Below are 21,586 nucleotides of genomic sequence, written 5' to 3'. Positions count from 1 at the left end.
GGGGTGCCGGACCCGGAGCAGCCTCGTCCCTACCGCGCCGGTTTCGCCTGTTTCGTCGGGCGGCCGAACGCGGGCAAGTCGACGCTGACCAACGCGATCGTCGGCACCAAGATCGCGATCACCTCGAACAAGCCGCAGACCACCCGGCACGTCATCCGCGCCGTGCTGCACCGGCCGGACTCGCAGCTCGTCCTGGTCGACACCCCGGGGCTGCACCGGCCCCGGACGCTGCTCGGCGAGCGCCTGAACGACCTGGTCCGGGAGACCTGGAGCGAGGTCGACGTGATCGGCCTCTGCATTCCGGCGAACGAGCCGATCGGCCGGGGCGACCGGTTCATCACCGGCGAGCTGGCCAGCCTCAAGGCGACCGTGCTGGCCGTGGTCACCAAGACCGACCTGGTGGACCGGAAGCGGCTGGCCGAGCAGCTGCTCGCGGTGAGCGAGCTGGCGGACTTCGCCGACGTGGTGCCGGTGAGCGCGGTGTCCGGCCACCAGGTCGACACCCTGGTCGACGTGATGACCAAATACCTCCCCGAGTCGCCGCAGCTCTACCCGGACGACATGCTCACCGACGACCCCGAGCAGGTGCTGGTCGCCGAGCTGATCCGCGAGGCGGCCCTGGAGGGGGTCCGGGACGAGCTGCCGCACTCCATCGCGGTGGTGGTGGAGGAGATGATCCCGGAGGGCAACCTCACCAAGATCTACGCCGACGTGTACGTGGAGCGGCCCAGCCAGAAGGCGATCATGATCGGTCACCGGGGCAGCCGGCTCAAGGAGGTCGGCACCACCGCCCGCCGGCAGATCGAGGAGCTGCTCGGCACCCGGATCTATCTGGACCTGCACGTCCGGGTCGCGAAGGACTGGCAGCGCGACCCGAAGCAGCTGCGCAAGCTCGGTTTCTGAGCCCGCTACGTCCGATCGCCGGCCCGGCCCATCCGGACCGGCGATCGCCGTTTTTCGGGTGCCCTTCCCGGGTGGTCCGGATCGGTCGGCTTTATGGGAAGTCTCACTTTTGACCCCGGGTCGTTGGCCGTATCGCGCGGTCGGGTCGGAGGGTAGGGGAACGTTGATCCCGTCCCCGGACATAGATGCAGGCTGATGCGAAACCGATACCTGGACCTGCTCCGCTTCCTGGCCATCGTTCGAGTCGTCGTCTATCACGTCACCGGGTACGCCGCCCTCACGCTGGTGTTTCCCGCGATGTCGGTGATGTTCGCGCTCGCCGGCTCGCTGATGGCCGCGTCGCTGGACCGGACCGGGGTGCCGGCGGTGGCGCGCCGGCTGCGGCGCCTGCTGCCGTCGCTCTGGGTGCTCGCCGCGGTCTTCGTACCGGCCATGCTGCTCACCGGGCTCCCGCTCACCCCGAAGGTGCTGCTCTGGCTCTTCCCGGTCAGCGACCCACCGGCCAACCACTGGGGCGCGCTGGCCCTGAGCCCGATCTGGTACCTGCGGGACTACCTGTGGTTCGTGCTTGCCTCGCCGCTGGTCCTGTGGCTGTTCCGCCGCGCGCCGCTGCCCACCCTGCTCGCCCCGTACGCGCTGCTCGCCACGATCGAGTTCGGCATCTTCCCGGACGCCCCGACCGTGCTGCGCGAGTTCGGCCTGTACTTCGGCGCCTGGCTGCTCGGGTTCGCCCACCACGACGGGATGCTCCGCCGGCTGCGCGACCGGGTCCTCGTCCCCACCGCGCTCGCCCTCGGCGCCGCCGGCCTGACCTGGATCGCCACCCACCCCGGACCGCGCGGCTACGACCTGAACGACATCCACCTCGGCAACGCGCTCTGGTCGGCCGCCTTCATCCTGGTCGCGATCGGCCGGGCCCCGGCCGAGGCCCCCTGGGTGGACCGCTACCCGCTGGTGAGCCGGGCGGTCACCGTGCTGAACCGGCGTGCGCTGACCATCTACCTGTGGCACATGCCGTTCGTGGTGGCGCTCACCCCGCTGGTCGGCCTGGTCGGCTGGACGCCGCGCGACCCGCTCGGCCTCGCCATCCGGGTGGTGCTGGTGTTCGCGCTGGTCGGGGTGGTCACCCTGATGGTCGGCTGGGTGGAGGACGGCGCGGCCCGGCGTACCCCGGAACTGCTTCCCGGCGGGCGGACCGTGGCGGATCGCGCGGCGGCCGCCCCGGCCAGCCCCGCCCCCGCCGGCGCGGCAACCGAACTTGTCCCGGCCGGCGCCCCTCGGGTCCCCGCACCACGCCGCGCCGAGCCCGACCGCGCCACCCGGGGGGCCTGATCCGCGGATCCGAAGCGGGCGGCGCGGGGTCAGCGGTGCCGGACCGTCACGTTGCCGCTGGTGGCGGTCACGTCCAGGACCAGGGACGCGGTGGGGTCGTCGGGCACACCCAGTTTGGTGTCGCCGGAGTTCGCGTGCGCCCGCACCCGGTACCGGTCGGCCGGCACGGTCAGCTCGACGTCGCCGCTGGTGGCGTGCACCCGGGCCGAGGCCGGCCGGTCCAGTTCGACGGTGACGTTGCCCGAGGTGGCCTCCGCGTCCACCCCCGCGGCGAGCCGGCGCCCGTCGATGTTGCCCGAGGAGGCGCGCAGCCGGACCGCGCCGGTCGCGTCGACCACCTCGATGTTGCCCGAGGTGGTCTCGGCGTGGACGTCGGCGCGTGCCCCGGTCACGCTGATGTCCCCGGAGTGCAGCGTGAAGTCCACCGCGCCGACCTGGCTCAGCGTGACGTTCCCGGAGCCGGTCTCGCCGCGTACCGCCACGCCCTCGGGGGCGGTCACCTCGTAGGAGACCGTGCACCGCGGGCCGCAGTCGGTCGGCAGCACCAACTCGTCGCCGTTGATCTCGTACCGGGTGGTGGGCTGGCTGCCCTGGTAGCGGAGCACCCGCTTGATCCGTACCTGGGCGGCGGAGCCGGCGGCGTGGACGGTGATGTCCCCGGCGCCCCCGGGCTGCACGGTGATCCGGCTGATCTTCACCGCCTCGGTGTTGTCGAAGTCGAGTCGGCGGAACGACAGGGTGTCACACCCGGCGAGCAGGATCAGGGTGGCGGCCGCGGTGGTGGCGACGGCGGTCCGGTGCAGAGCCATGCCGAGACGCTACGGCCCGACCTCGGCGGCGCACATCCGGGTTCGACCGCCGATCCACCCCGAACCGACCCTGAGATCGCACCCCGAGGGAGAATGACGGGATGGCCGGGTACCGCCGACAGCTCTACCGCGACGACGCGGTGGTGCTGCGCGTGCAGAAGCTGGGCGAGTCCGACCGGATCATCACCCTGCTCACCCGCCGGCACGGCCGGCTGCGCGCGGTCGCCCGGGGGGTACGCCGCACCACCAGCCGGTTCGGCGCCCGGCTGGAGCCGTTCGGGCACGTCGACCTCCAACTCGCCGGCGATCCCAAGGGCAACCAGGGCAGCTCGCTGCACACCATCAGCCAGGTCGAGGGGATCGACCTGTACGGCAAGCGGTTCCTCGGCGACTACCCCCGCTACACGGCGGCCAGCGCGATCGCCGAGACGGCGGAGCGGCTCACCCCGGTCGAGCGGGAGCCGTCCATGCGCCTGTTCCAGCTCACCCTCGGGGCGATCAAGTCGCTGGCCCGCGGCGAGCACGCCACCACCCTGGTGCTCGACGCGTACCTGCTGCGCGGGATGGCCTTCGCCGGCTGGGCGCCGGCGCTGACCGCCTGCGCGGTCTGTGGCACCCCGGGAAAGCACCGGGCGTTCTCCGTGCCCGCCGGGGGTGCGGTCTGCCCGGACTGCCGCCCACCCGGCGCCGCCCACCCGGCCCCGGCCACCGTCGAGCTGATGTCCGCGCTGACCACCGGCGACTGGGCGTACGCCGACGCCACCGAGCCCGGCGTACGCCGGGAGTGCAGCGGTCTGGTCGCGGCGCACCTCCAGTGGCACCTGGAGCGCGCGCTACGCTCGCTGCCGCTGGTCGACCGGGGCGCCCCGGCAGGTGTGAACAGGGAGAAGACGTAAGTGATCCGATCGATGAGGGCCGGCCGGCGTGAGCCGATGCCACCGACTCCGCACCCGTCGGGTGCCCGGCCGCCGGCCCTGCCGGCCGAGGCGCTGCCGAGGCACATCGCCGTGGTCATGGACGGCAACGGGCGCTGGGCGAAGGAGCGCGGGCTGCCCCGCACCAAGGGCCACGAGCAGGGCGAGCACAGCCTCTTCGACACCATCGAGGGCGCCATCGAGCTGGGCATCCCCTACCTGTCGGCGTACGCCTTCTCCACCGAGAACTGGCGGCGCTCGCCGGAGGAGGTCCGCTTCCTGATGGGCTTCAACCGGGACGTCATCCGCCGCCGCCGGGACCAGCTCGTCGACCTCGGCGTCCGGGTGGTCTGGTCCGGCCGGTCCGGCCGGCTGTGGAAGAGCGTGATCTCCGAGCTGCAGACCGCCGAGGAGATGTCCCGGGGCAACTCGACGCTGACCCTGCAGTTCTGCGTCAACTACGGCGGCCAGGCCGAGATCGCGGACGCGGCCGCCGCGATCGCCCGCGACGCGGCCGCCGGGAAGCTCGACCCGGGCAAGGTCACCGAGAAGACCCTGGCGAGGTACCTCTACCACCCGGAGGTCCCCGAGGTGGACCTCTTCCTGCGCCCCTCCGGCGAGCAGCGCACCTCCAACTTCCTGCTCTGGCAGAGCGCGTACGCCGAACTGGTCTTCCTCGACACCCTCTGGCCGGACTTCGACCGTCGCCACCTCTGGTACGCCTGCGAGCTCTACGCCCAGCGGGACCGGCGCTTCGGCGGCGCGCTGCCCAACCCGGTGGCCCCCGGATCCTGACGTCGGCCAAGCGGCGTCGGTTCTGCTGACCTCGGCGGCCCGCCGCGGCGTCGCGGTGGGCCGGCTCCGTGGGCGCCCCCCGCATCCGGCTTTCCGGCCGGGAGCGGGGCGCCCGCGCGTACGATCGGCGCAGGGCGCGCCGCCGGGACGCGCCCGCCACGGGGGTGGAGGATGCGCGAGCTCCGGTACGAGATGACGGCCGCCCTGGCCGGGGCCGACCTGGGTGATCCGGCGCAGCGTGAGCAGATCGCCGACCTGTGCGCCGGGGTGGCCGAGCGGTACTGCGCCGACCTCGGGCACACCCCGGCCGTCCGCTCCGGCGAGATCGGCGAGTTGGCGCAGGGCGAACCGGCCGCCGGCTGGGCGCCCACTGCGCCCGAAGAGACCCAGCGCGCCTGGTGAGTCTCAGGCCTCCACTTCGGAGCGGTCCCCCGCCCACAGGGTGTGGAACGAGCCCTCCCGGTCCACCCGGTGGTAGGTGTGCGCACCGAAGTTGTCCCGCAGGCCCTGGATCAGCGCGGCCGGCAGCCGCTCGGCGCGCAGGCCGTCGAAGTAGGCCAGCGACGACGAGAAGGCCGGGGTCGGCACGCCCGCCCGGGCCGCGTCGGCCACCACCCGCCGCCAGGCCGGCACCCCGGCGCTGACCCGGTCGGCGAACCACGGGGCGACCAGCAACGTGGCCAGCTCCGGTTCGGCGTCGTACGCCTCCCGGATCCGGTCCAGGAAGCGGGCCCGGATGATGCAGCCGCCCCGCCAGATGGTGGCGGTGCCGCCCAGGTCGATGTTCCAGTCGTACTCCCGGCTGCCGGCGCGGATGTGGTCGAACCCCTGCGCGTACGCGACGATCTTGCTGGCCAGCAGCGCGCGCCGGACGTCCTCGACGAAGGTGTCCCGGTCGTCCACCTGCCACTTCTCGCCCGCGTCGGGGAAGGCGCGGCGGGCGGCGGCGCGCTGGTCGGCGTGCCCGGACAGTGACCGGGCGAAGGTGGCCTCGGCGATGCCGGTGATCGGGATGCCCAGGTCGAGTGCGCTCTGCACGGTCCACCGGCCGGTGCCCTTCTGCTCGGCCTGGTCGAGCACCACGTCGACGAAGGGCCGGCCGGTCGCCGCGTCGGTGTGCCCGAGCACGTCGGCGGTGATCTCGATGAGGAAGGACTCCAGTTCGCCGCGGTTCCACTCCCGGAAGATCTCCGCGATCTCCGCCGGGCCCGCCGACAGTCCGGCCCGCAGCAGGTCGTACGCCTCGGCGATGAGCTGCATGTCGGCGTACTCGATGCCGTTGTGGACCATCTTCACGAAGTGGCCCGCGCCGTCCGGGCCGATGTGCCGGCAGCACGGGGTACCTTCCACCTGCGCGGCGATCTTCTCGAAGATCGGGCCGAGCTTCCGGTACGACTCCGCCGAGCCGCCCGGCATGATGCTCGGGCCGTGCAGCGCGCCCTCCTCACCGCCGGACACGCCGGTGCCGACGAAGTGCAGCCCGTGCCCGCGCAGCGCCTCCTCGCGGCGGCGGGTGTCGGCGAAGTGCGCGTTGCCGCAGTCGACCACGATGTCCCCCTGCTCGAGCAGGGGGACCAGTTCGTCGATCACCGCGTCGGTGGGGGCGCCCGCCTTCACCATGACGATCACCGCGCGGGGGCGCTCCAGCGAGGCCACGAAGTCGGCGAGGGACTCCGACGGCACGAAGGTGCCCTCGCCGCCGTGCTCCGCGACGAGACGGCGGGTGCGCTCGGGCGAGCGGTTGTGCACCGCCACGGTGAAGCCGTTGCGGGCCAGGTTCCGGGCCAGGTTGCGGCCCATCACCGCCAGACCGGTGACCCCGATCTGCGCCGTCGCCTGCTGTGCCATGCGTACCGCCACCTCTCGTCTCCGGTGCCCGTGCTGCGACCGTATCGCGGCCGGTCCGGGTGCGGGTGGCGACGTCGGCGGCTGGTGAGCGCGGGATTACTCCTGGTTGGGTGGCATGGTGGCGGTCGGCCCCGGAAGGTCGGCCAGCCGGGTGTCGACGTGGGCGACCTTGGCGGTCATCGCGTCGGTCACCCCGGGGCGGAGGTCGGCCTTGAGCACCAGGCTGACCCGGGGCGCCTGCGCGGCCATGGTGTCCACGGCCCGCTTCACCACGGCCATCACCTCGTCCCACTCGCCCTCGACGGTGGTGAACATGGCATCGGTCCGGTTGGGCAGGCCGGACTCGCGGACCACCCGGACGGCGTCGGCGACCAGGTCGCCCACGGACTCACCCACGCCGAGCGGGGTGATCGAGAACGCGATCAGCATGTCGCCGATCGTGCCAGTAATTCGGGTGCGGGTGGCGTGGGTGGCCGGATAGGCTGCTGGCATGCGTAACTGACGCCCTTCTTCCGAGCCCCGGTCCGCCGCCCGTTCGCGCCGCGGACCTGTCCGCTCCGGGCGTTCCGCATCCTTCGCCGCGTCATCGCGGTGTCTCTCCTGATCGGACGCCCGGGGTCTGCCCGCTCGCCGCGCCACCCGGCGCCTGAGACAGTCAGGAGGCAGCGCATGCCCGCCAAGCGCAGTCCGAAGAAGTCCCGTAAGCCCTCATCCGCACCGTCCCTGGCGGACGTGACCCCGCCGGACCTCGACGCGCTGGCCGTGCCGTCCCCGGTCGCCCTGCCCGCCCGGACCGACACCCCACCGCCGCCCAAGGCCGGCCCGCCGACCGGCCGCGACGCTCGCCTCGCCGGGCGCAGCCAGCGCGCCGGCCAGGCCCGGTTCTACGCGTTCCGGCGGAGCTGACGCTGTCGACTCCACCTCGCCGAGCTGGCGAGGTACCGGTCGGTCGGATACCGCCAACTCGCCGATGCGGCGGCGCCATGGCCGGTGCTGGCCGATCCGAGGGGAACGGGCGGGGCAGCAGTCCCCGCCCGCCCCCGGGGGTCAGGCCGCGGCGGTCGCCGGGGTCGCCGACCCTTCCGGCGCGTCGACCCGCCGCGACCGCTCGACGCCGAGGGCCAGGCCGGCGAAGCCGGCCACCATCAGCACGCTCACCGCGACCTTGAGCGGGACGCCCTCGGTGACCAGGTCCAGCACCTGCCCGGCGGTGAGGACCAGCGGCACCCAGAGCGCCACCAGCCGGGCCCGCCAGGCGCCGAAGGCGAGCACCAGGAGGCCGATCAGCCAGCCGAGCAGCCACACCGCGAACGAGGCCGCCACGAAGGGGTCCCCGTCGATGGCGTCGGTCACCGGCCGGGCGGCGTCGGCGTCGACCCCGGCCCCGGCGAGGGCGCCGAAGAGGGCGTTGTACTGCCAGAGGTGGACGGTGGAGAAGTAGAGCCCGAGCAGGGCGGTCGCGCCGCCGATGGTGGCCGCCACCGGCTTGCGCCGGCGCAGCACGGCGGCGAGCCCGAGCGCCGCCGGCAGCAGCAGCAGATGGGCCAGCGCGAACAGGACGCTCTCCACCCGCCACGCGCCCAGGTTCCCGGCGGCCACCGTCACGTTGCCGGCGCTCTCCGACACGTCATCGGGGAACATCACCCAGTAGAAGGCGTTCGCGACGCCATAGAGGACGCCGCCGGCGAGCAGAGCGCCCGCCGTGAGCCGGCCGGTCCTGTCGTTCATCAGAATCTCCCTTCCTTCAGCCGTGAGAGGGACGCTAGGAGCCGGGCCTGGCCGGATCGTCGGCCGCGAAGTTGATCCGCGGGTGGAGTCCCGGCCGCCGCCGTTACACCCGTGGGTGGACGCGGAACTCCGCGTGCCGTCGATACCCTTCCGGCATGTCAGCCGCCCTCAACGCCCGGTGGCGGGACGTGGCGACCGCCCTCGCCGGTGTCGCGCTGTTCGCGTTCGGCCTGGCCGAGCTCTACGTCCCGCTGGCGGGCTACGTCGAGGGCGCGGGCCCGGACCTCGCCGCGCTTCCCGACGGCTGGCTCGCCGTGCTCACCGTGCTGCTGGTGGGCTACGGCCTCGCGGTGGCCGGTTGCCGGGCGTACCCCAGGGCGGCCGCCGTTCTCGCCGGCGCCTGCTTCACCGCGCAGAGCTTCACGCCCGTGCTGCCGGAGTGGCCGGTCGTGCCGCTGCTGGCCCTGCTCGCCGCGTGCTTCGGCTGTGTCGCCGTGGGCGGCCGCGCCGCGCCGGCGGTGGCTGCGGTCAGCTACTTCGTGTCGCTCGGGATCGAGAACGCGATGGCCGGCGACTCCGACTGGGTGTTCATCCTGTTCGTCGGGCTCGCGGTGCTGGGCCCCGGGTACGCGGTGCGGATGCGCCGGGCGCAGGCGGCGCGGCTGGTCGCGCTGGCCGCCGAGCGGGAGGCCGCCGCCCGGACGGACGAGCGGCTGCGGGTGGCCCGGGAACTGCACGACATCGTCTCGCACGGTGTCTCGGTGATGGTGCTGCAGGCGGCAGCGGCGCAGGCGGTGCTCGACTCCGACCCGGTCCGGGCCGGCGAGTCACTCGACGCGGTGCAGGAGGTCGGCCGCGAGGTGGTCACCGAGCTGCGGCGACTGCTCGTCATCCTGCGCGGCGCGGAGGCACCCCCGGAAGCGTTGCCGTCGCTGCGGCGGATCGACCCGTTGACCGCCGGGGTGCGTCTCGCCGGCGGACGGGTCGAGGTGACCGTCACGGGCGACCTCGGCACGATTCCCGCCGCCGCCGACGTCAGCGGGTACCGCATCCTCCAGGAAGCGCTGACCAACGCCGCCCGGCACGCACCGGGCGCGACCGTCCACGTCGCGGTTGAGGTGGCCGGTGCCGCCCTCCGGCTGCACGTCGTCGACGACGGAGCGCGCCCGGCCCGGCGTAGCGCCGGCACCGGGCACGGGCTGACCGGTATCCGGGAGCGGGTGGAGCTGTTCGGCGGTACGGTCAGCGCGGGTCCCCGCGGGCAGGGCGGCTTCGAGTTACGCGTCGAGTTGCCCTTCGACGCCGAGGCGTCGGCCGCCCCGCTCTCCGCGACAGGGGTCACCGGGTGACCAGGGTTCTCATCGCCGACGACGAGGCGCTGGTGCGCGGCGGCCTCCGCATGATCCTCACGGCACAGCCCGACATCGAGGTCGTCGCCGACGCGGCCGACGGCGTGGAGGCCGTGCGGCTCGCGACCCGGTTCGTGCCCGACGTGGTGCTGATGGACATCCACATGGCACCGGTGGACGGGATCGCCGCGACCGAGCGGATCCTGGCCGCGCGGAGCGAGACCCGCGTCATCATGCTGACCACCTTCGACCTCGACGAGTACGTCTACCGGGCGTTGCGCGCCGGCGCCTCCGGCTTCATGCTCAAGACCACCCCGCCCAGGGAGCTGGCCGAGGCGGTACGGACGGCGGCCCGGGGCGACGCCCTGCTCTCGCCGTCGATCACCCGCCGGCTGATCGACCACTACACCGCGACGGCGTCGGTGATCAGCAACCCGGGCCTGGCGGAACTGACCGCCCGGGAGACCGAGGTGTTGCGGATGATGGCCCTCGGCCTGTCCAACCGGGAGATCGCCAGCCAGCTCTTCGTCGGCGAGGCGACGGTGAAGACGCACGTGAACCGCATCTTCGCCAAGCTCGGGGTGCGGGACCGGGTGCAGGCGGTCGTGCTGGCGTACCAGAGCGGGGTAGCTCAGCTCCGGCGGTAGCGGCCGTCAGCCGATCAGCGGGCGGAAGGTGCCGAGCACCACGCTGACCGTCAACGCCGCGCCGGCCAGCGCCGCCGCGCCCGCGACCAGCAGCCCGTCCGCCCGGGTGAAACGCTGCCGCCGGGCGACCGTACGCGGGGTGCCGGCGTCGAAGCCCCGGGCGTCCATCGCCACCGCCAGCCGGGTGCCCCGGCGGATCGCGCCGACCAGCAGGGCGAACGCCGTGGACACGAAGAGTCGCAGCCGGACCACCGGGTTGCGGCCGGCGTCCACGCCGCGGGCCCGGCGGGCCATGCTTATCATCCGCCACTCCTGTTCCAGGAGCGGCACCAGCCGGAACGCGGCCAGCGCGCCGATGGCGAACCGGGCCGGCGCCTTCGCGTTCTGGATCAGCGCGTCCGCCAGGTCGGTGGCGTCGGTGGTGGCGAAGACGACGATCCCGGGCAGCGCCACCGCGAGCATGCGCAGCACCAGCCCCAGCGCGGTGACCAGCACCCCCTGGGTGACCACCACCGGACCGGCCTCGACCAGCACCGGGCCGGACCGGTCGGCGGCGAACAGCACCAGGCTGACCAGGATGCCGCCGGCGCTGGCCAGCAGCGGCCAGGCCCGCCGCGCCAGCACGCCGTAGCGGACGCCGAACAGCGGCAGCACCGCCAGCTCGACCGCGATGGCGATCGCCGGGGCCACCGGGTCCAGGGTGGCGATCAGCACGAACGAGAAGACCAGCGCGGCGGCCAGCTTCGCCACCGGGTTACGCCGGGCCAGCGGCGCGCCCGGCCGGGCCACGGGCTGCACGCTGATCACGGCCGCTCCTCGGAGTCCGGAGTGCGGACCCGGTCGGCGCGCTCCAGGGTGAGGGTCCGGTCGGCCAGCGCCGCGACGAAGTCCGGGTCGTGGGTGACCGCCACGAGGCCGTGGCCGGCGTCGCGCAGCTCGGCGAAGAGGTCCACCAGCTCCCGCCAGGTCCGCCGGTCCTGCCCGAAGGTGGGCTCGTCGCAGATCAGCAGGCGGGGCGCGGTGGCCAGGGCGGTCGCCACGCTCAGCCGCCGCGCCTCGCCCCCGGAGAGGGTGTACGGGTTGGCCCCGGCCAGTCTCGCCAGGCCGAGCCGGTCCAGCAGCCTGTCCACCGTGGCCCGTACCGCCGTCTCGTCCTGGCCGGTGCGGCGCGGCCCGAGCGCCAACTCCTCGCGGACCGTGCCGGTGACGAACTGGTGCTCCGGATCCTGGAAGACCGAGCCGATCCGCCGGGCCAGGGCGGGCGCGCGCCAGCGGTGCGGGGGAGTGCGCGCGTCCCGGCCGGCCAGCGCGTCGGCTGCGATGACCGCACCGGTGCCGGGGCGGAGCAGGCCGCCGAGGAGCAGCGCCAGGGTGGACTTGCCGGCGCCGTTCGGGCCGAGGACGGCGACCGCCTCGCCGGCGCGTACCTGAAGGTCGGTGTGGGCCAGCCGGGGCGGCAGGCCGAGCCGGTCGGCGGTGAGCAACGCCTCGCCGGGCGGCGCCGTGGCGTGCCGGGGCGGCAGACCGCGCCCGGGCACCCAGACCCCGGCCGCGGCGAGCGCGTCGCCGTGCGCGGCGAAGACCGCCTCGGGCGGTCCGTCGACCCGCACCCCGCCGCCGGGTTCCAGCACCACCACCCGGTCGACCAGCGGCAACGCTTCGGTGACCCGGTGCTCGACCAGGATCAGGGTGGTGTCGGCGTCGAGGGCGTCGGCGACCGCCCGCCGGATCAGGGCGGCGCCGGCCGGGTCGAGGTTGGCGGTTGGCTCGTCGAGCAGCAGCAGCCCCGGACGCAGGGCGAGCGCGCCGGCCAGGGCGAGGCGCTGCTGCTCGCCGCCGGAGAGCGCGGCGGTGGGCCGGTCCCGGTGGTACGGGAAGCCGACCCGGCGCAGCGCCTCGTCCACCCGGGGCCAGATCTCCTCGGCCGGTACGCCCCGGTTCTCCAGCCCGAACGCGACGTCGTCGCCGGAGCGGGCCATCACCAGCTGGGTCTCCGGGTCCTGGAAGACGATGCCGACGCGTTCCCGGGCCTTGCGCGGGTCGAGCCCGTCGATCTCGACGGTGCCCTCCTGCTCACCCGAGTCCTCGGGCAGCAATCCGGCGAGGGCCGCCAGCAGCGTGCTCTTCCCCGCCCCGGACGGCCCGAGCAGCAGCACCCGCTCCCCGGCCTCGATCCGCAGGTCCACTCCCCGCACCGCCCACTGGCGGCGCCCCGCGTGCCGCCACCCGAACCCCCGCAACACCACCGCGCTCACCCCACACCCCCTTCCCACTTCCCGGTCCGGCCCGGCTCCGGTGACCAAGGAGTTTGCGTCAGGAACACCGCCTCAGCCGACGCAAACTCCTTGGTCAACGCGGTCGGCGGGTGCGCGTCAGATGGCGGCGCGCTCGCGGCCGGCGGGGAAGCGGTCCAGGACGCCGGTCTCGGCCAGGGCGCGGGTGAGGTAGAAGCCGCCGAGGCCCGCGATGACGGTGGCGCTGACGATGGTCAGCAGCGCGTACGGGATGCGGTAGCTGACCAGGTCGTAGGTCTTGTTCCAGTAGACGAAGTCGAAGATGGCCGCGCTCAGGCCGGTCAGCGCGCCGGCCAGCAGGGCGGTCGGCAGCCGGTACGAGCGGTACCGGAAGGCGGCGAACGCCAGTTCGGCGCCGACGCCCTGCATCAGCCCTTGGACGATGACGATGCCGCCCCACTGGCTGCCCAGCAGCGCCGAGATGATCGCCGCCACCAGTTCGCAGTAGAGCGAGGCGCCGGGCTTGCGCACGACCAGGCCACCCAGCACGGCCGGCACCAGCCAGACGCCGTAGATGAGGGTCTGCGCCGGTGGGAAGAAGGCGAACGCGGCGTCGGTGGCGCCCCAGACCAGGCCCCAGGCCCAGAAGATGACGCCGAAGGCGACCGCGATCACCGAGGCGACCACGATGTCGATAGTGCGCCAGCGGTTGCTGTTGTCCATTGAGTGCTCCTAGTCCAGAGAACGAACCAGGAGAAGACGCACGCCGCGCCCGGTGTCACCGGACGGCGGCGCGGCTGGAGGTCGACCGAACTCCCTGCGCTGGCATTACCCAGATCAGGTTCGAGGGTCTGCGGGCACCGGCCCGCACTCTCAGCGCTGTGCGCTCCCCTGTCGGATGTGAAGTTGTCTCGACGCAGACGCTAGCACCCACCCCGGCCCTCGGCCTAGCAGGGCGATCGGTGCCCGGCCCGGCTCGGTAGGCTGCCGATCATGCGGGTCGACGCGCGAGGTCTGACGTTCGAGGTACGCACCGGCGGCCCCGAGGACGGCGAACCCGTTCTGCTGCTGCACGGCTTTCCGCAGCACAGTGGCGAGTGGGACGACGTGGTGCCCGCACTGCACGCCGCCGGACTGCGCACGTACGCGCCGGACCAGCGCGGCTACTCGCCGGACGCCCGGCCGGCGGCGGTCGAGGCGTACCGGATCCCGGAGTTGGTGGCCGACGCGGCCGCGCTGCTCGACGCGCTCGGGCTGACCTCCGCCCACCTGGTCGGCCACGACTGGGGCGCGATCGTGGCGTGGGGCCTCGCGGCGGCGCACCCGGCGCGGGTGCGCACGCTGACCGCGGTGTCGGTGCCGCACCCGGCGGCGATGGGGCACGCGCTCGCCACCGACCCGCGACAGAAGGCCCGCTCCTCCTACATCGCCCTGTTCTGCAAGCCGGGCAAGGCCGAGAAGGTGCTGCTCGCGCTGCGCGCCACCGCGCTGCGGCGGATGCTCGGCGGGGTCGGGGACGCCGCCCGGGTGGCCCGCTACGCCGACCCGATGCGCGAGCCCGGCGCGCTGACCGCCGCGCTGAACTGGTACCGCGCCATGACCGGGGCGGACATGAAGGCGGTCGGGCCGGTGGCCGTGCCGACCACGTTCGTCTGGAGCGACCGGGACATCGCGATCGGCCGGACCGCCGCCGAGGCGTGCGCCACCCACGTGACGGGTGACTACCTCTTCCGCACCGTCACCGGCGTCACCCACTGGATCCCCGACGAGGCGCCCGGGCCGCTGGCCGAGGCGATCCTCGCCCGCGTCGGCCGATGACCACGCCCGCGGCCCGGCCGCACACCCGCGCGTCGCTCGCCGCCCAGCTCCGCGCCCTCGGCGTACGCCCCGGCGGGATCGTGCTGGTGCACGCGGGCCTGGGCGGCCTCGGCTTCCTCTGCGGCGGCCCGGAGGCGGTGCTGCTCGCCCTGCGAGACGTGCTCGGCCCGGACGGCACCGTGGTGGTGCCCACCCACACCCCGGACAACAGCGACCCGGCGGGCTGGAGCAACCCGCCGGTGCCGGCGGACTGGTGGCCGGTCATCCGGGCCGAGCTGCCCGGCTTCGACCCGGCGGTCACCCCGAGCCGGTTCATGGGCGCCCTCGCGGAGCTGGTCCGCACCTGGCCGGGCGCCCGGCGCAGCGACCACCCGCAGGTCTCCTTCGCCGCGCTCGGGCCGGTTGCGGAGCGGATCGTCGCCGGCCACCCGCTCGCGGACATGCTCGGCGAGGGCTCGCCGCTGGCCCGGCTCTACGACCTCGACGCCGACGTGCTGCTGCTCGGCGTCGACCACGACTGCAACACCTCGCTGCACCTGGCCGAGTACCGGCAGCCCGCGCCGCCCCGGCGGCGCTGCGGCGCGGCCGTGCTGGCCGGCGACGGCGGCCGGGAGTGGGTGTGGTGGGAGGACGTCGTCCTCGACGAGGGGGACTTCGCCCGGCTCGGCGCCGACCTGGAGGCCACCGGCGCGGTACGCCTCGGGCCGGTCGGGGACGGGACGGGCCGGTTGATGAGGCAGCGGGTGGCGGTCGACTTCGCGGTGGACTGGCTGGCCCGGAACCGACGGACGGAGGAATCATGACGGTGAGCGCCGAGGCGTACCTGGCGGTGGTGTCCGAGACGATCGGGCGGGTGGCCGCCGGGCAGCGGGATCACGTGGGTCGGGCGGCGGACCTGATCGTCGAGTCGTTGCGCGCCGACGGCGTGGTGCACGCGTTCGGCACCGGCCACTCGGAGGCCCTGGCCATGGAGATCGCCGGCCGGGCCGGCGGGCTGGTCCCCACCAACCGGATCGCCCTGCGCGACCTGGTCCTGTACGGCGGTGAGCCGGCCGACGTGCTCGGCCCGAAGCTGGAACGCGACCCGGCGGTGGCGCACCGCCTCTACGAGCTGGCCCCGGTCCGCCCGCAGGACGTCTTCGTGCTCGCCTCCAACTCCGGGGTGAACGGCGCGATGGTGGAGTTCGCGTCGATCGTCAAGGAACGCGGGCACGCGCTGGTCGCGATCACCTCGGCGCAGCACTCGGCCCGAATGACCTCCCGCCACCCGTCCGGCCGCAAGCTGGCCGACTTCGCCGACGTGGTGCTCGACAACGGCGCCCCGTACGGCGACGCCACCCTGCCGCTGCCCGGCGGCGGCGCGGTCGGGGCGGTCTCCTCGATCACCGCCGCGCTGCTGGCCCAGCAGATCGTGGCGGAGGTGGTGGCCCGGCTGCTGGCGGCGGGGGAGCGGCCCCCGGTCTACCTGTCCGCCAACATCACCGGCGGGGACGAGCACAACGCCGAGCTGGAGGCCCGGTACGCCGGCCGGATCCGCCGGGGGGCCTGACCCGGTTTCGCGGCCGCCCGGACCGGGCACAGGCGGTACTGCCGGTGTGAGGCCCTCACCGGCAGTACCGTCTTCGGCGGAGGTAGTGCGTGGCCCAGGAATCCGAGAAGCAGCGCTGGCAGCGCAACTTCGCCGACCTGCTCCAGGAGCTGCGGGTCGCGCAGACCGGCGTGCAGATCCTGTTCGCGTTCCTGCTCACCCTGCCGTTCAGCAACGGGTTCACCCGGACCACGACCTTCCAGAAGAACGTCTACATTGTCGCGCTGCTGGCCGCTGCCGGCGCTGCCGCGTTGATCATCTCGCCGGTCGCCTTCCACCGGGCGCTGTTCCGGCAGGGACGCAAGCCGGAGCTGGTCCGGTTCGCCCATCGGATGGCCACCGGCGGCCTCGCCTTCATGCTGGTCTCGATGGTGAGCGCGGTCCTGCTGATCACCGACTTCGTGCTGGGCCGGCCGGTCGCCTTCCTGCTCAGCGCGATCACCGCGGTCTGGTTCCTGGTGTTCTGGCTGGTCCTGCCGTTCGCCCGGCGTAACTGGGGCGACGACGACATCGACGACGAGGACGACGACGCGCAGGTGCTGCCCGGCGACTGAGCTGCGGCGGTCCGCGCCAAATCGGACGTGCACGCGACGCTACCCCTGGGTAACACCCGGGAGTAACGTCGTTTTCGTCGAGCACGTCGACGCAGCCGGACCGAGGTCCCCAGGAGGCAGCCGTGACCACGACACAGAACAGCCGGCCCGACCCGGCGAACGCCGGTGGGCCCACCGGTCGGATGGCCCCGATCGATGACGATCCGCCGGCCGGCGCCGGCGCCGCCGCCACCGTCGGCGAGGCGGGCGGGGCGGGCCCGCTGCCCACCGAGGCTGGCCAGGTCTCCGAGAAGGAGGCCCGCCAGGTCGCCGAGGCGGCCCGCGAGACGGCCTGGGACCGGCCGAGCTTCGGCAAGGAGCTGTTTCTCGGCCGGTTCCGGTTGGACCTCGTCAACCCGTGGCCGCGCCCCGACCCGGCGGACGTCGCCCGGGCCGAGGAGTTCCTCGGCGCGTTCGGGTCGTACCTGGACTCCGAGGTGGACGGGGCGGCCATCGAGCGGGACGCGCGCATCCCCGACGAGGTCTTCCTCGGGCTGGCCCGGCTGGGCGCGTTCGGCATGAAGATCGACCGCAAGTACGGTGGCCTCGGGCTGAGCAACCTGCATTACTGCCGAGCCCTGATGCGGGCCAGTTCGGTCAACCCGGCGATCGGCGCGCTGCTCTCCGCGCACCAGTCGATCGGCGTGCCGCAGCCGCTGAAGATTTTCGGCACCGCCGAGCAGAAGGAGCGCTTCCTGCCCCGCCTGGCCGCCGGGGAGGTCTCCGCGTTCCTGCTCACCGAGCCCGACGTCGGCTCCGACCCGGCCCGGCTCGCCACCACCGCCGAGCCCACCGAGGACGGCACCGGCTACCGGCTCAACGGGGTGAAGCTCTGGGCCACCAACGGCACGGTCGCCACCCTGCTCGTGGTGATGGCCCGGGTGCCGGCCGCCGAGTGGCGACGCGGCGGGATCACCGCCTTCGTGGTCGAGGGCGACAGCGAGGGCATCACCGTCGAGCGGCGCAACGCCTTCGTCGGCCTGCGCGGCCTGGAGAACAGCCTCACCCGGTTCCACGACGTCGTCGTGCCGAAGGAGAACGTGATCGGCGGCGAGGGCAAGGGCCTGAAGATCGCGCTGACCACGCTGAACACCGGGCGGCTCTCGCTGCCGGCCACGTGTGTCGGCGCCGGCAAGTGGTCGCTGAACGTGGCCCGGGAGTGGGCCGCCGACCGGGTCCAGTGGGGCCGGCCGGTGGGCGAGCACGAGGCGGTGGCCAAGAAGCTGGCCTTCATCGCCGCCACCACGTACGGCATGGAGAGCATGCTCGACCTTTGCTGCCTGCTCGCCGACGACGACCGCAACGACATCCGGATCGAGGCGGCGCTGGTGAAGCTCTACGCCAGCGAGATGGCCTGGAAGATCGCCGACGAGTTGATCCAGATCCGGGGTGGCCGGGGCTACGAGACGGCCGAGTCCCTGGCTGCCCGGGGTGAGCGGCCGGCCGCGGCCGAGCAGATGCTGCGGGACCTGCGGATCAACCGGATCTTCGAGGGCTCCACCGAGATCATGCACCTGCTGATCGCCCGGGAGGCGGTCGACGCGCACCTCTCGGTGGCCGGGGACATCATCGACCCGGACGTCGGGCTGGGCCGCAAGGCGAAGGCGGGCGCCCGGGCCGGCGTCTTCTACGCGAAGTGGCTGCCCACCCTCGCGGTCGGCCGGGGCCAGGCGCCCGGGGCGTACCACGAGTTCGGCCCGCTCGCCGGTCACCTGCGGCACGCCGAGCGGACCTCCCGCAAGCTGGCCCGGTCCACCTTCTACGCGATGTCCCGCTGGCAGGGGAAGATGGAGCGCAAACAGGCGTTCCTGGGCCGGGTGGTGGACATCGGCGCGGAGCTGTTCGCGATCTCCGCGGTCTGCGTCCGGGCGGTCGCCGAACGGGCCGAGCACCCCGAGAACGTCGAGCTGGCCGACCTGTTCTGCCGGCAGGCGCGGCTCCGGATCGACGAGCTGTTCACCGGGCTGTGGTCCAACACCGACGCGATCGACGTGGCCGCGGCGAAGCGGATCCTCGCCGGCCGGTACGCCGCCCTGGAGGAGGGCGTGGCCACCCCGCCGGCCGACCGGCCCTGGGTGGCCCCCTGGCAGCCGGGCCCGTCCACGGCCGAGGACGTCCGGCGCCGGATCCCGCCGGCGTGACCGGAGGGGCCCCGGTCACCGGCGGGGCCCCTCCCCACCGCGTGGTCAGCCGCGGGCGACCGCCCAGGCGATGACGCCGGCCAGGATGAGGCCGTTCAGGGCGGCCAGCACCAGGTAGGCGGCCGGCGGGATGCGCCGGCCCTTGCGGACGTAGCTCACCAGGACGCCCGCGTAGATCAGCAGCAGCACGGCGACGGCGATCAGGAAGTACAGCACCGCTGTACCTTAGCGGCCGCCCTTCAGACCGAGTCTGCGCAGCTCCAGCGCGGCGAGCGCGTCCACCGTCGCGTCGTCGCCGCGCCGCCACGCCTCGGCCACGTCGGGCGCGATCCGGGTCAGCCTGGCCAGTGGCTGGCCGGCGAGGGCACGCAGCGCCAGCAGGTCCCGCCCGGCCGGGGCGGTGGCGAGCGCCTGCGCCGAGCCGGCCCGGCGCATCCAGCGCAGCCGCAGCGGCAGCCAGCCGAAGAGCACCAGGCCGAGCGGGAAGACCAGCACCCCGATGCTCAGCGCCAGGGCCAGCTGGCCGACCAGTTCCTGCTGGTCGCGGCCCGCCTCGGCGACCGCCCGGGCGGCGTCGGCGGCCTTGCTGAAGGGGGCGGTCAGCTCGTCGCCGACCAGCGGCACCCGGCCGACCTTGCCGCCCGCCTCGGCCAGGTTGCCGGCCAGGCCGCCGCCGGCCTCCTCCAGCTTCTGCCCGGGTACGGCGAGCTTCTCGACCAGGTCGTACAGCCAGAGCGCGAAGCGGATCGACGCGTACACCCAGGCGACCACGAGCAGGTCGGTGAGGAGCTGACGGAGGGCGGTCGGGAAACGATCAGCGTAGATCTTCACGCCGGACAGCGTGCCACGGTCCGGCCGCGCCGGCACGGCGCGATCTCAGCGCGAGCTCAGCCGGCGCAGGCCGGGCAGGTGCCGAAGATCTCCAGGGTGTGACTGACCTCGGCGTACCCGTGCTCGGCGGCGACCCGTTCCGCCCAGCTCTCCACCGTCGGCCCGGCCACCTCCACGGTCCGGCCGCAGGCGCGGCAGACCAGGTGGTGGTGATGGCCCTCGCTGCACCGGCGGTAGAGGTGCTCGCCGCCGGGCGGGCGCATCACGTCGATCTCGCCGGCGTCGGCGAGCCCCTGCAGGGTGCGGTAGACGGTGGTCAGGCCGACCCGCTCGCCACGCTGGCGCAGCATCGCGTAGAGGTCCTGCGCGCTGTGGAAGCCCTCCATCTCGGCCAGCAGCGCGCTCACCGCGGTCCGCTGCCGGGTGTTCCGCAGGCCGCTTTCGGTCACGGCGGTCCCTCCCCGGCATGGCTGACCGCGTCCGCGTCGATGTGCGCGACGTGCTCGTCGACCAGGGCGTACGCGATCTCGCGCCCCCGGCGGGAGCCGCGCACCACGCCCGCGCCGCGCAGCACCCGCAGGTGCTGGGAGACCAGCGGCTGCGGCGCGCCGAGCCGCTCCACCAGCTCGTGCACGCAGCGCTCGCCCTCGGCCAGCTCGCTCACGATCGCCAGCCGGATGGGCGCCGACAGGGCACGCAGCAGGTCACCCGCGCCCTCGAAGGCGTCGTACCCGTTTGTGGCGGTCATCCCGTAACGGTAACCAATGCCGACTGGGCCGGCCCGGGGTGGCTCATCGGAGCGCGACCTCGTGTTCCGGCGGCTCGGCGACCGCCTCGGTGACCGGCGCGGCGGCCGGCCGGGACGGCCGGCGCAGCGCCCGCCGGGCGGCGGTGGCCAGCGCGACCACCAGGAACGAGGCGATGGCCAGCAGCACCACCGAGGCGCCGGGCGCGGTGTCGGCGGCGGCCGCCACCACGACGCCCGCGCCGGCGGCGAAGAGCCCCAGCGCCATCGCGGCCGCCATGGTGCCCCGGAAGCCGCGGGTCACCTGCTGGGCGGTCGCCACCGGCACCACCATCAACGCGCTGATCAGCAGCACCCCGACGGCCCGCATGGCGATGGTCACGGTCACCGCGGTGGTCACCGCCAGCAGCAGGTTGAGCGCCCGGACCGGCAGGCCGGAGACCCGCGCGTACTCCTCGTCCTGGCAGACCGCGAAGAGCGCCGGGCGCAGCGCCAGCATGGTCACCAGGATCGCCACGCCGAGCACCAGGATGGTGGTCAGGTCGCCCGTTGACGTGGTGGTCAACGACCCGAAGAGGTACGAGTTGAGCGACGCGCTGCTGGCGTCGGAGAGCCCGACCAGCAGCACGCCGCCGGCGATGCCGCCGTAGAACAGCAGCGCCAGGGCCAGGTCGCCGGAGGTACGCCCGCGCGAGCGGACCACCTCGATGACGATCGCGCCGAGCGTGGCCGCGAGCACCGCCACCAGCACGGGAGAGCGGTTGAGCAGCAGCCCGGCGCCGACGCCGGTGAGTGCCACGTGCCCGATGCCGTCGCCGATCAGGGCCAGCCGACGCTGCACCAGGTAGATGCCGAGCGCCGGGGCGGCCAGCCCGATGACCAGCGCGCCGACCAGGGCACGCAGCATGAAGTCGTACTGGAAGAGGTCCATGTCAGATGCTCCTCCACAGCCCGGCGGGCTCCTCGTCGCAGTGCGGGTGCACGTGCTCGTGATCGGGATCGGCGTGGTGGCCGGCCGGCTCCGGCACCGGGCCGTCGTGGCAGATGCCGCCCTGGTGGACCACGACCGCCCGGCTGATCAGGGGGCGCAGCGGCCCCAGTTCGTGGGCGACCAGCAGCACCGTCCCGCCGCCGTCGAGGAACCCGCGCAGCGCGGTGGCGAACGCCTCCTGGCTGGCCGCGTCCACCCCGGCGGTCGGCTCGTCCAGCACCAGCAGTTCCGGCTGGCCGGCGAGGGCCCGGGCGATCAGGGTGCGCTGCTGCTGCCCGCCGGACAGGGTCGCGACCGGGTCGTCCGCCCGGTCGGCGAGC

General features: G+C 74.0%; 26 protein-coding genes and 1 riboswitch. Of the genes, 13 read left to right on the top strand and 13 right to left on the bottom strand.

What is annotated here, in order from left to right; translation table 11 throughout:
• Positions 1–3 precede the first annotated feature (3 nt).
• On the top strand, positions 4–903 hold the full coding sequence (era, locus tag ONA70_RS08250) for a GTPase Era (RefSeq protein WP_265005770.1): 900 nt from the start codon (positions 4–6) through the stop codon (positions 901–903).
• 195 nt (positions 904–1,098) lie between these two features.
• Positions 1,099–2,235: an acyltransferase family protein gene (locus ONA70_RS08245; protein ID WP_265005746.1), complete on the top strand. Its 1,137-nt coding sequence runs from the start codon at positions 1,099–1,101 to the stop codon at positions 2,233–2,235.
• 29 nt (positions 2,236–2,264) lie between these two features.
• Here ONA70_RS08245 and ONA70_RS08240 read toward each other — a convergent pair whose 3' ends face one another.
• Positions 2,265–3,044 carry a DUF4097 family beta strand repeat-containing protein gene (locus ONA70_RS08240; protein WP_265005745.1) on the bottom strand — a complete coding sequence of 260 codons (780 nt, stop codon included), beginning with the start codon at positions 3,042–3,044 and terminating at the stop codon, positions 2,265–2,267.
• A 101-nt stretch (positions 3,045–3,145) separates the two neighbouring features.
• Here ONA70_RS08240 and recO point away from each other — a divergent pair, with 101 nt between their 5' ends.
• The 3 genes from recO to ONA70_RS08225 all read left to right on the top strand — a co-directional run bounded on the left by recO (position 3,146) and on the right by ONA70_RS08225 (position 5,155).
• Positions 3,146–3,940: a DNA repair protein RecO gene (gene recO / locus ONA70_RS08235; protein ID WP_265005744.1), complete on the top strand. Its 795-nt coding sequence runs from the start codon at positions 3,146–3,148 to the stop codon at positions 3,938–3,940.
• Positions 3,941–3,976: 36 nt separating this feature from the next.
• Complete coding sequence (locus ONA70_RS08230) at positions 3,977–4,753, top strand: isoprenyl transferase (RefSeq protein ID WP_265005743.1); 777 nt, start codon at positions 3,977–3,979, stop codon at positions 4,751–4,753.
• A 171-nt stretch (positions 4,754–4,924) separates the two neighbouring features.
• A complete protein-coding gene (locus ONA70_RS08225; protein WP_265005742.1) occupies positions 4,925–5,155 on the top strand; it encodes a thioredoxin reductase in 231 nt (76 codons plus the stop codon).
• A gap of 3 nt (positions 5,156–5,158) precedes the next feature.
• Here the strand turns inward: ONA70_RS08225 and gndA are convergent, their stop codons facing one another.
• Both gndA and ONA70_RS08215 read right to left on the bottom strand, forming a co-directional pair.
• Positions 5,159–6,601 carry an NADP-dependent phosphogluconate dehydrogenase gene (gene gndA / locus ONA70_RS08220; RefSeq protein ID WP_265005741.1) on the bottom strand — a complete coding sequence of 481 codons (1,443 nt, stop codon included), beginning with the start codon at positions 6,599–6,601 and terminating at the stop codon, positions 5,159–5,161.
• 96 nt (positions 6,602–6,697) lie between these two features.
• Complete coding sequence (locus ONA70_RS08215; RefSeq protein WP_265005769.1) at positions 6,698–7,030, bottom strand: MTH1187 family thiamine-binding protein; 333 nt, start codon at positions 7,028–7,030, stop codon at positions 6,698–6,700.
• 240 nt (positions 7,031–7,270) lie between these two features.
• Between ONA70_RS08215 and ONA70_RS08210 the strand changes: the two genes are divergently transcribed.
• Positions 7,271–7,507: a hypothetical protein gene (locus tag ONA70_RS08210; RefSeq protein ID WP_265005740.1), complete on the top strand. Its 237-nt coding sequence runs from the start codon at positions 7,271–7,273 to the stop codon at positions 7,505–7,507.
• Between the two features lie 141 nt (positions 7,508–7,648).
• Here the strand turns inward: ONA70_RS08210 and ONA70_RS08205 are convergent, their stop codons facing one another.
• On the bottom strand, positions 7,649–8,329 hold the full coding sequence (locus ONA70_RS08205) for a hypothetical protein (RefSeq protein ID WP_265005739.1): 681 nt from the start codon (positions 8,327–8,329) through the stop codon (positions 7,649–7,651).
• Between the two features lie 155 nt (positions 8,330–8,484).
• On the opposite strand from ONA70_RS08205, the gene ONA70_RS08200 reads away from it, so the two are divergent.
• Positions 8,485–9,678, top strand: coding sequence for a sensor histidine kinase (locus ONA70_RS08200; protein ID WP_265005738.1), 1,194 nt, complete (start codon positions 8,485–8,487; stop codon positions 9,676–9,678).
• Positions 9,675–10,325 (top strand): response regulator, encoded by a 651-nt coding sequence (locus ONA70_RS08195; RefSeq protein WP_265005737.1) that lies wholly within the window; start codon positions 9,675–9,677, stop codon positions 10,323–10,325. The genes ONA70_RS08200 and ONA70_RS08195 overlap by 4 nt, the downstream gene beginning before the upstream one ends.
• Before the next feature lie 6 nt (positions 10,326–10,331).
• Here the strand turns inward: ONA70_RS08195 and ONA70_RS08190 are convergent, their stop codons facing one another.
• The 3 genes from ONA70_RS08190 to ONA70_RS08180 all read right to left on the bottom strand — a co-directional run bounded on the left by ONA70_RS08190 (position 10,332) and on the right by ONA70_RS08180 (position 13,282).
• Entirely contained in the window at positions 10,332–11,132 is an 801-nt protein-coding gene (locus ONA70_RS08190; RefSeq protein WP_265005736.1) for an energy-coupling factor transporter transmembrane component T family protein, read from the bottom strand.
• On the bottom strand, positions 11,129–12,580 hold the full coding sequence (locus ONA70_RS08185; RefSeq protein ID WP_265005735.1) for an ABC transporter ATP-binding protein: 1,452 nt from the start codon (positions 12,578–12,580) through the stop codon (positions 11,129–11,131). The genes ONA70_RS08190 and ONA70_RS08185 overlap by 4 nt, the downstream gene beginning before the upstream one ends.
• Before the next feature lie 117 nt (positions 12,581–12,697).
• Complete coding sequence (locus ONA70_RS08180) at positions 12,698–13,282, bottom strand: ECF transporter S component (protein WP_265005734.1); 585 nt, start codon at positions 13,280–13,282, stop codon at positions 12,698–12,700.
• A 73-nt stretch (positions 13,283–13,355) separates the two neighbouring features.
• Positions 13,356–13,462, bottom strand: a riboswitch (TPP riboswitch).
• A gap of 90 nt (positions 13,463–13,552) precedes the next feature.
• Here ONA70_RS08180 and ONA70_RS08175 point away from each other — a divergent pair.
• From ONA70_RS08175 to ONA70_RS08155, 5 genes are all read left to right on the top strand, one after another.
• A complete protein-coding gene (locus tag ONA70_RS08175; RefSeq protein WP_265005733.1) occupies positions 13,553–14,377 on the top strand; it encodes an alpha/beta fold hydrolase in 825 nt (274 codons plus the stop codon).
• Positions 14,374–15,180 (top strand): aminoglycoside N(3)-acetyltransferase, encoded by an 807-nt coding sequence (locus ONA70_RS08170; protein ID WP_265005732.1) that lies wholly within the window; start codon positions 14,374–14,376, stop codon positions 15,178–15,180. The genes ONA70_RS08175 and ONA70_RS08170 overlap by 4 nt, the downstream gene beginning before the upstream one ends.
• Positions 15,177–15,926, top strand: a complete 750-nt coding sequence (locus ONA70_RS08165; RefSeq protein ID WP_265005731.1) for an SIS domain-containing protein — start codon at positions 15,177–15,179, stop codon at positions 15,924–15,926. Before ONA70_RS08170 ends, ONA70_RS08165 begins: the two co-directional genes overlap by 4 nt.
• A gap of 89 nt (positions 15,927–16,015) precedes the next feature.
• Positions 16,016–16,519: a DUF6328 family protein gene (locus ONA70_RS08160; RefSeq protein ID WP_265005730.1), complete on the top strand. Its 504-nt coding sequence runs from the start codon at positions 16,016–16,018 to the stop codon at positions 16,517–16,519.
• 182 nt (positions 16,520–16,701) lie between these two features.
• Positions 16,702–18,699, top strand: a complete 1,998-nt coding sequence (locus tag ONA70_RS08155; protein ID WP_265005768.1) for an acyl-CoA dehydrogenase family protein — start codon at positions 16,702–16,704, stop codon at positions 18,697–18,699.
• 45 nt (positions 18,700–18,744) lie between these two features.
• On the opposite strand, the gene ONA70_RS08150 is transcribed toward ONA70_RS08155, so the two are convergent.
• The 6 genes from ONA70_RS08150 to ONA70_RS08125 all read right to left on the bottom strand — a co-directional run.
• A complete protein-coding gene (locus ONA70_RS08150) occupies positions 18,745–18,915 on the bottom strand; it encodes a hypothetical protein (RefSeq protein ID WP_265005729.1) in 171 nt (56 codons plus the stop codon).
• 9 nt (positions 18,916–18,924) lie between these two features.
• Complete coding sequence (locus tag ONA70_RS08145) at positions 18,925–19,530, bottom strand: hypothetical protein (protein WP_265005728.1); 606 nt, start codon at positions 19,528–19,530, stop codon at positions 18,925–18,927.
• A 56-nt stretch (positions 19,531–19,586) separates the two neighbouring features.
• Entirely contained in the window at positions 19,587–19,979 is a 393-nt protein-coding gene (locus ONA70_RS08140) for a Fur family transcriptional regulator (protein ID WP_265005727.1), read from the bottom strand.
• Positions 19,976–20,278, bottom strand: coding sequence for an ArsR/SmtB family transcription factor (locus tag ONA70_RS08135; protein ID WP_265005726.1), 303 nt, complete (start codon positions 20,276–20,278; stop codon positions 19,976–19,978). Before ONA70_RS08135 ends, ONA70_RS08140 begins: the two co-directional genes overlap by 4 nt.
• A 43-nt stretch (positions 20,279–20,321) precedes the next feature.
• A complete protein-coding gene (locus ONA70_RS08130; RefSeq protein WP_265005725.1) occupies positions 20,322–21,206 on the bottom strand; it encodes a metal ABC transporter permease in 885 nt (294 codons plus the stop codon).
• Between the two features lies 1 nt (position 21,207).
• Positions 21,208–21,586: ATP-binding cassette domain-containing protein (locus tag ONA70_RS08125; protein WP_265005724.1), on the bottom strand; the 379-nt coding region annotated here is incomplete at its 5' end.

This window comes from Micromonospora yasonensis (assembly GCF_026013475.1).
Classification (GTDB): domain Bacteria; phylum Actinomycetota; class Actinomycetes; order Mycobacteriales; family Micromonosporaceae; genus Micromonospora; species Micromonospora yasonensis.
The sequence above is the reverse complement of the archived record's forward strand: the minus strand, read 5'-3'. Positions and strand labels throughout refer to the sequence as shown.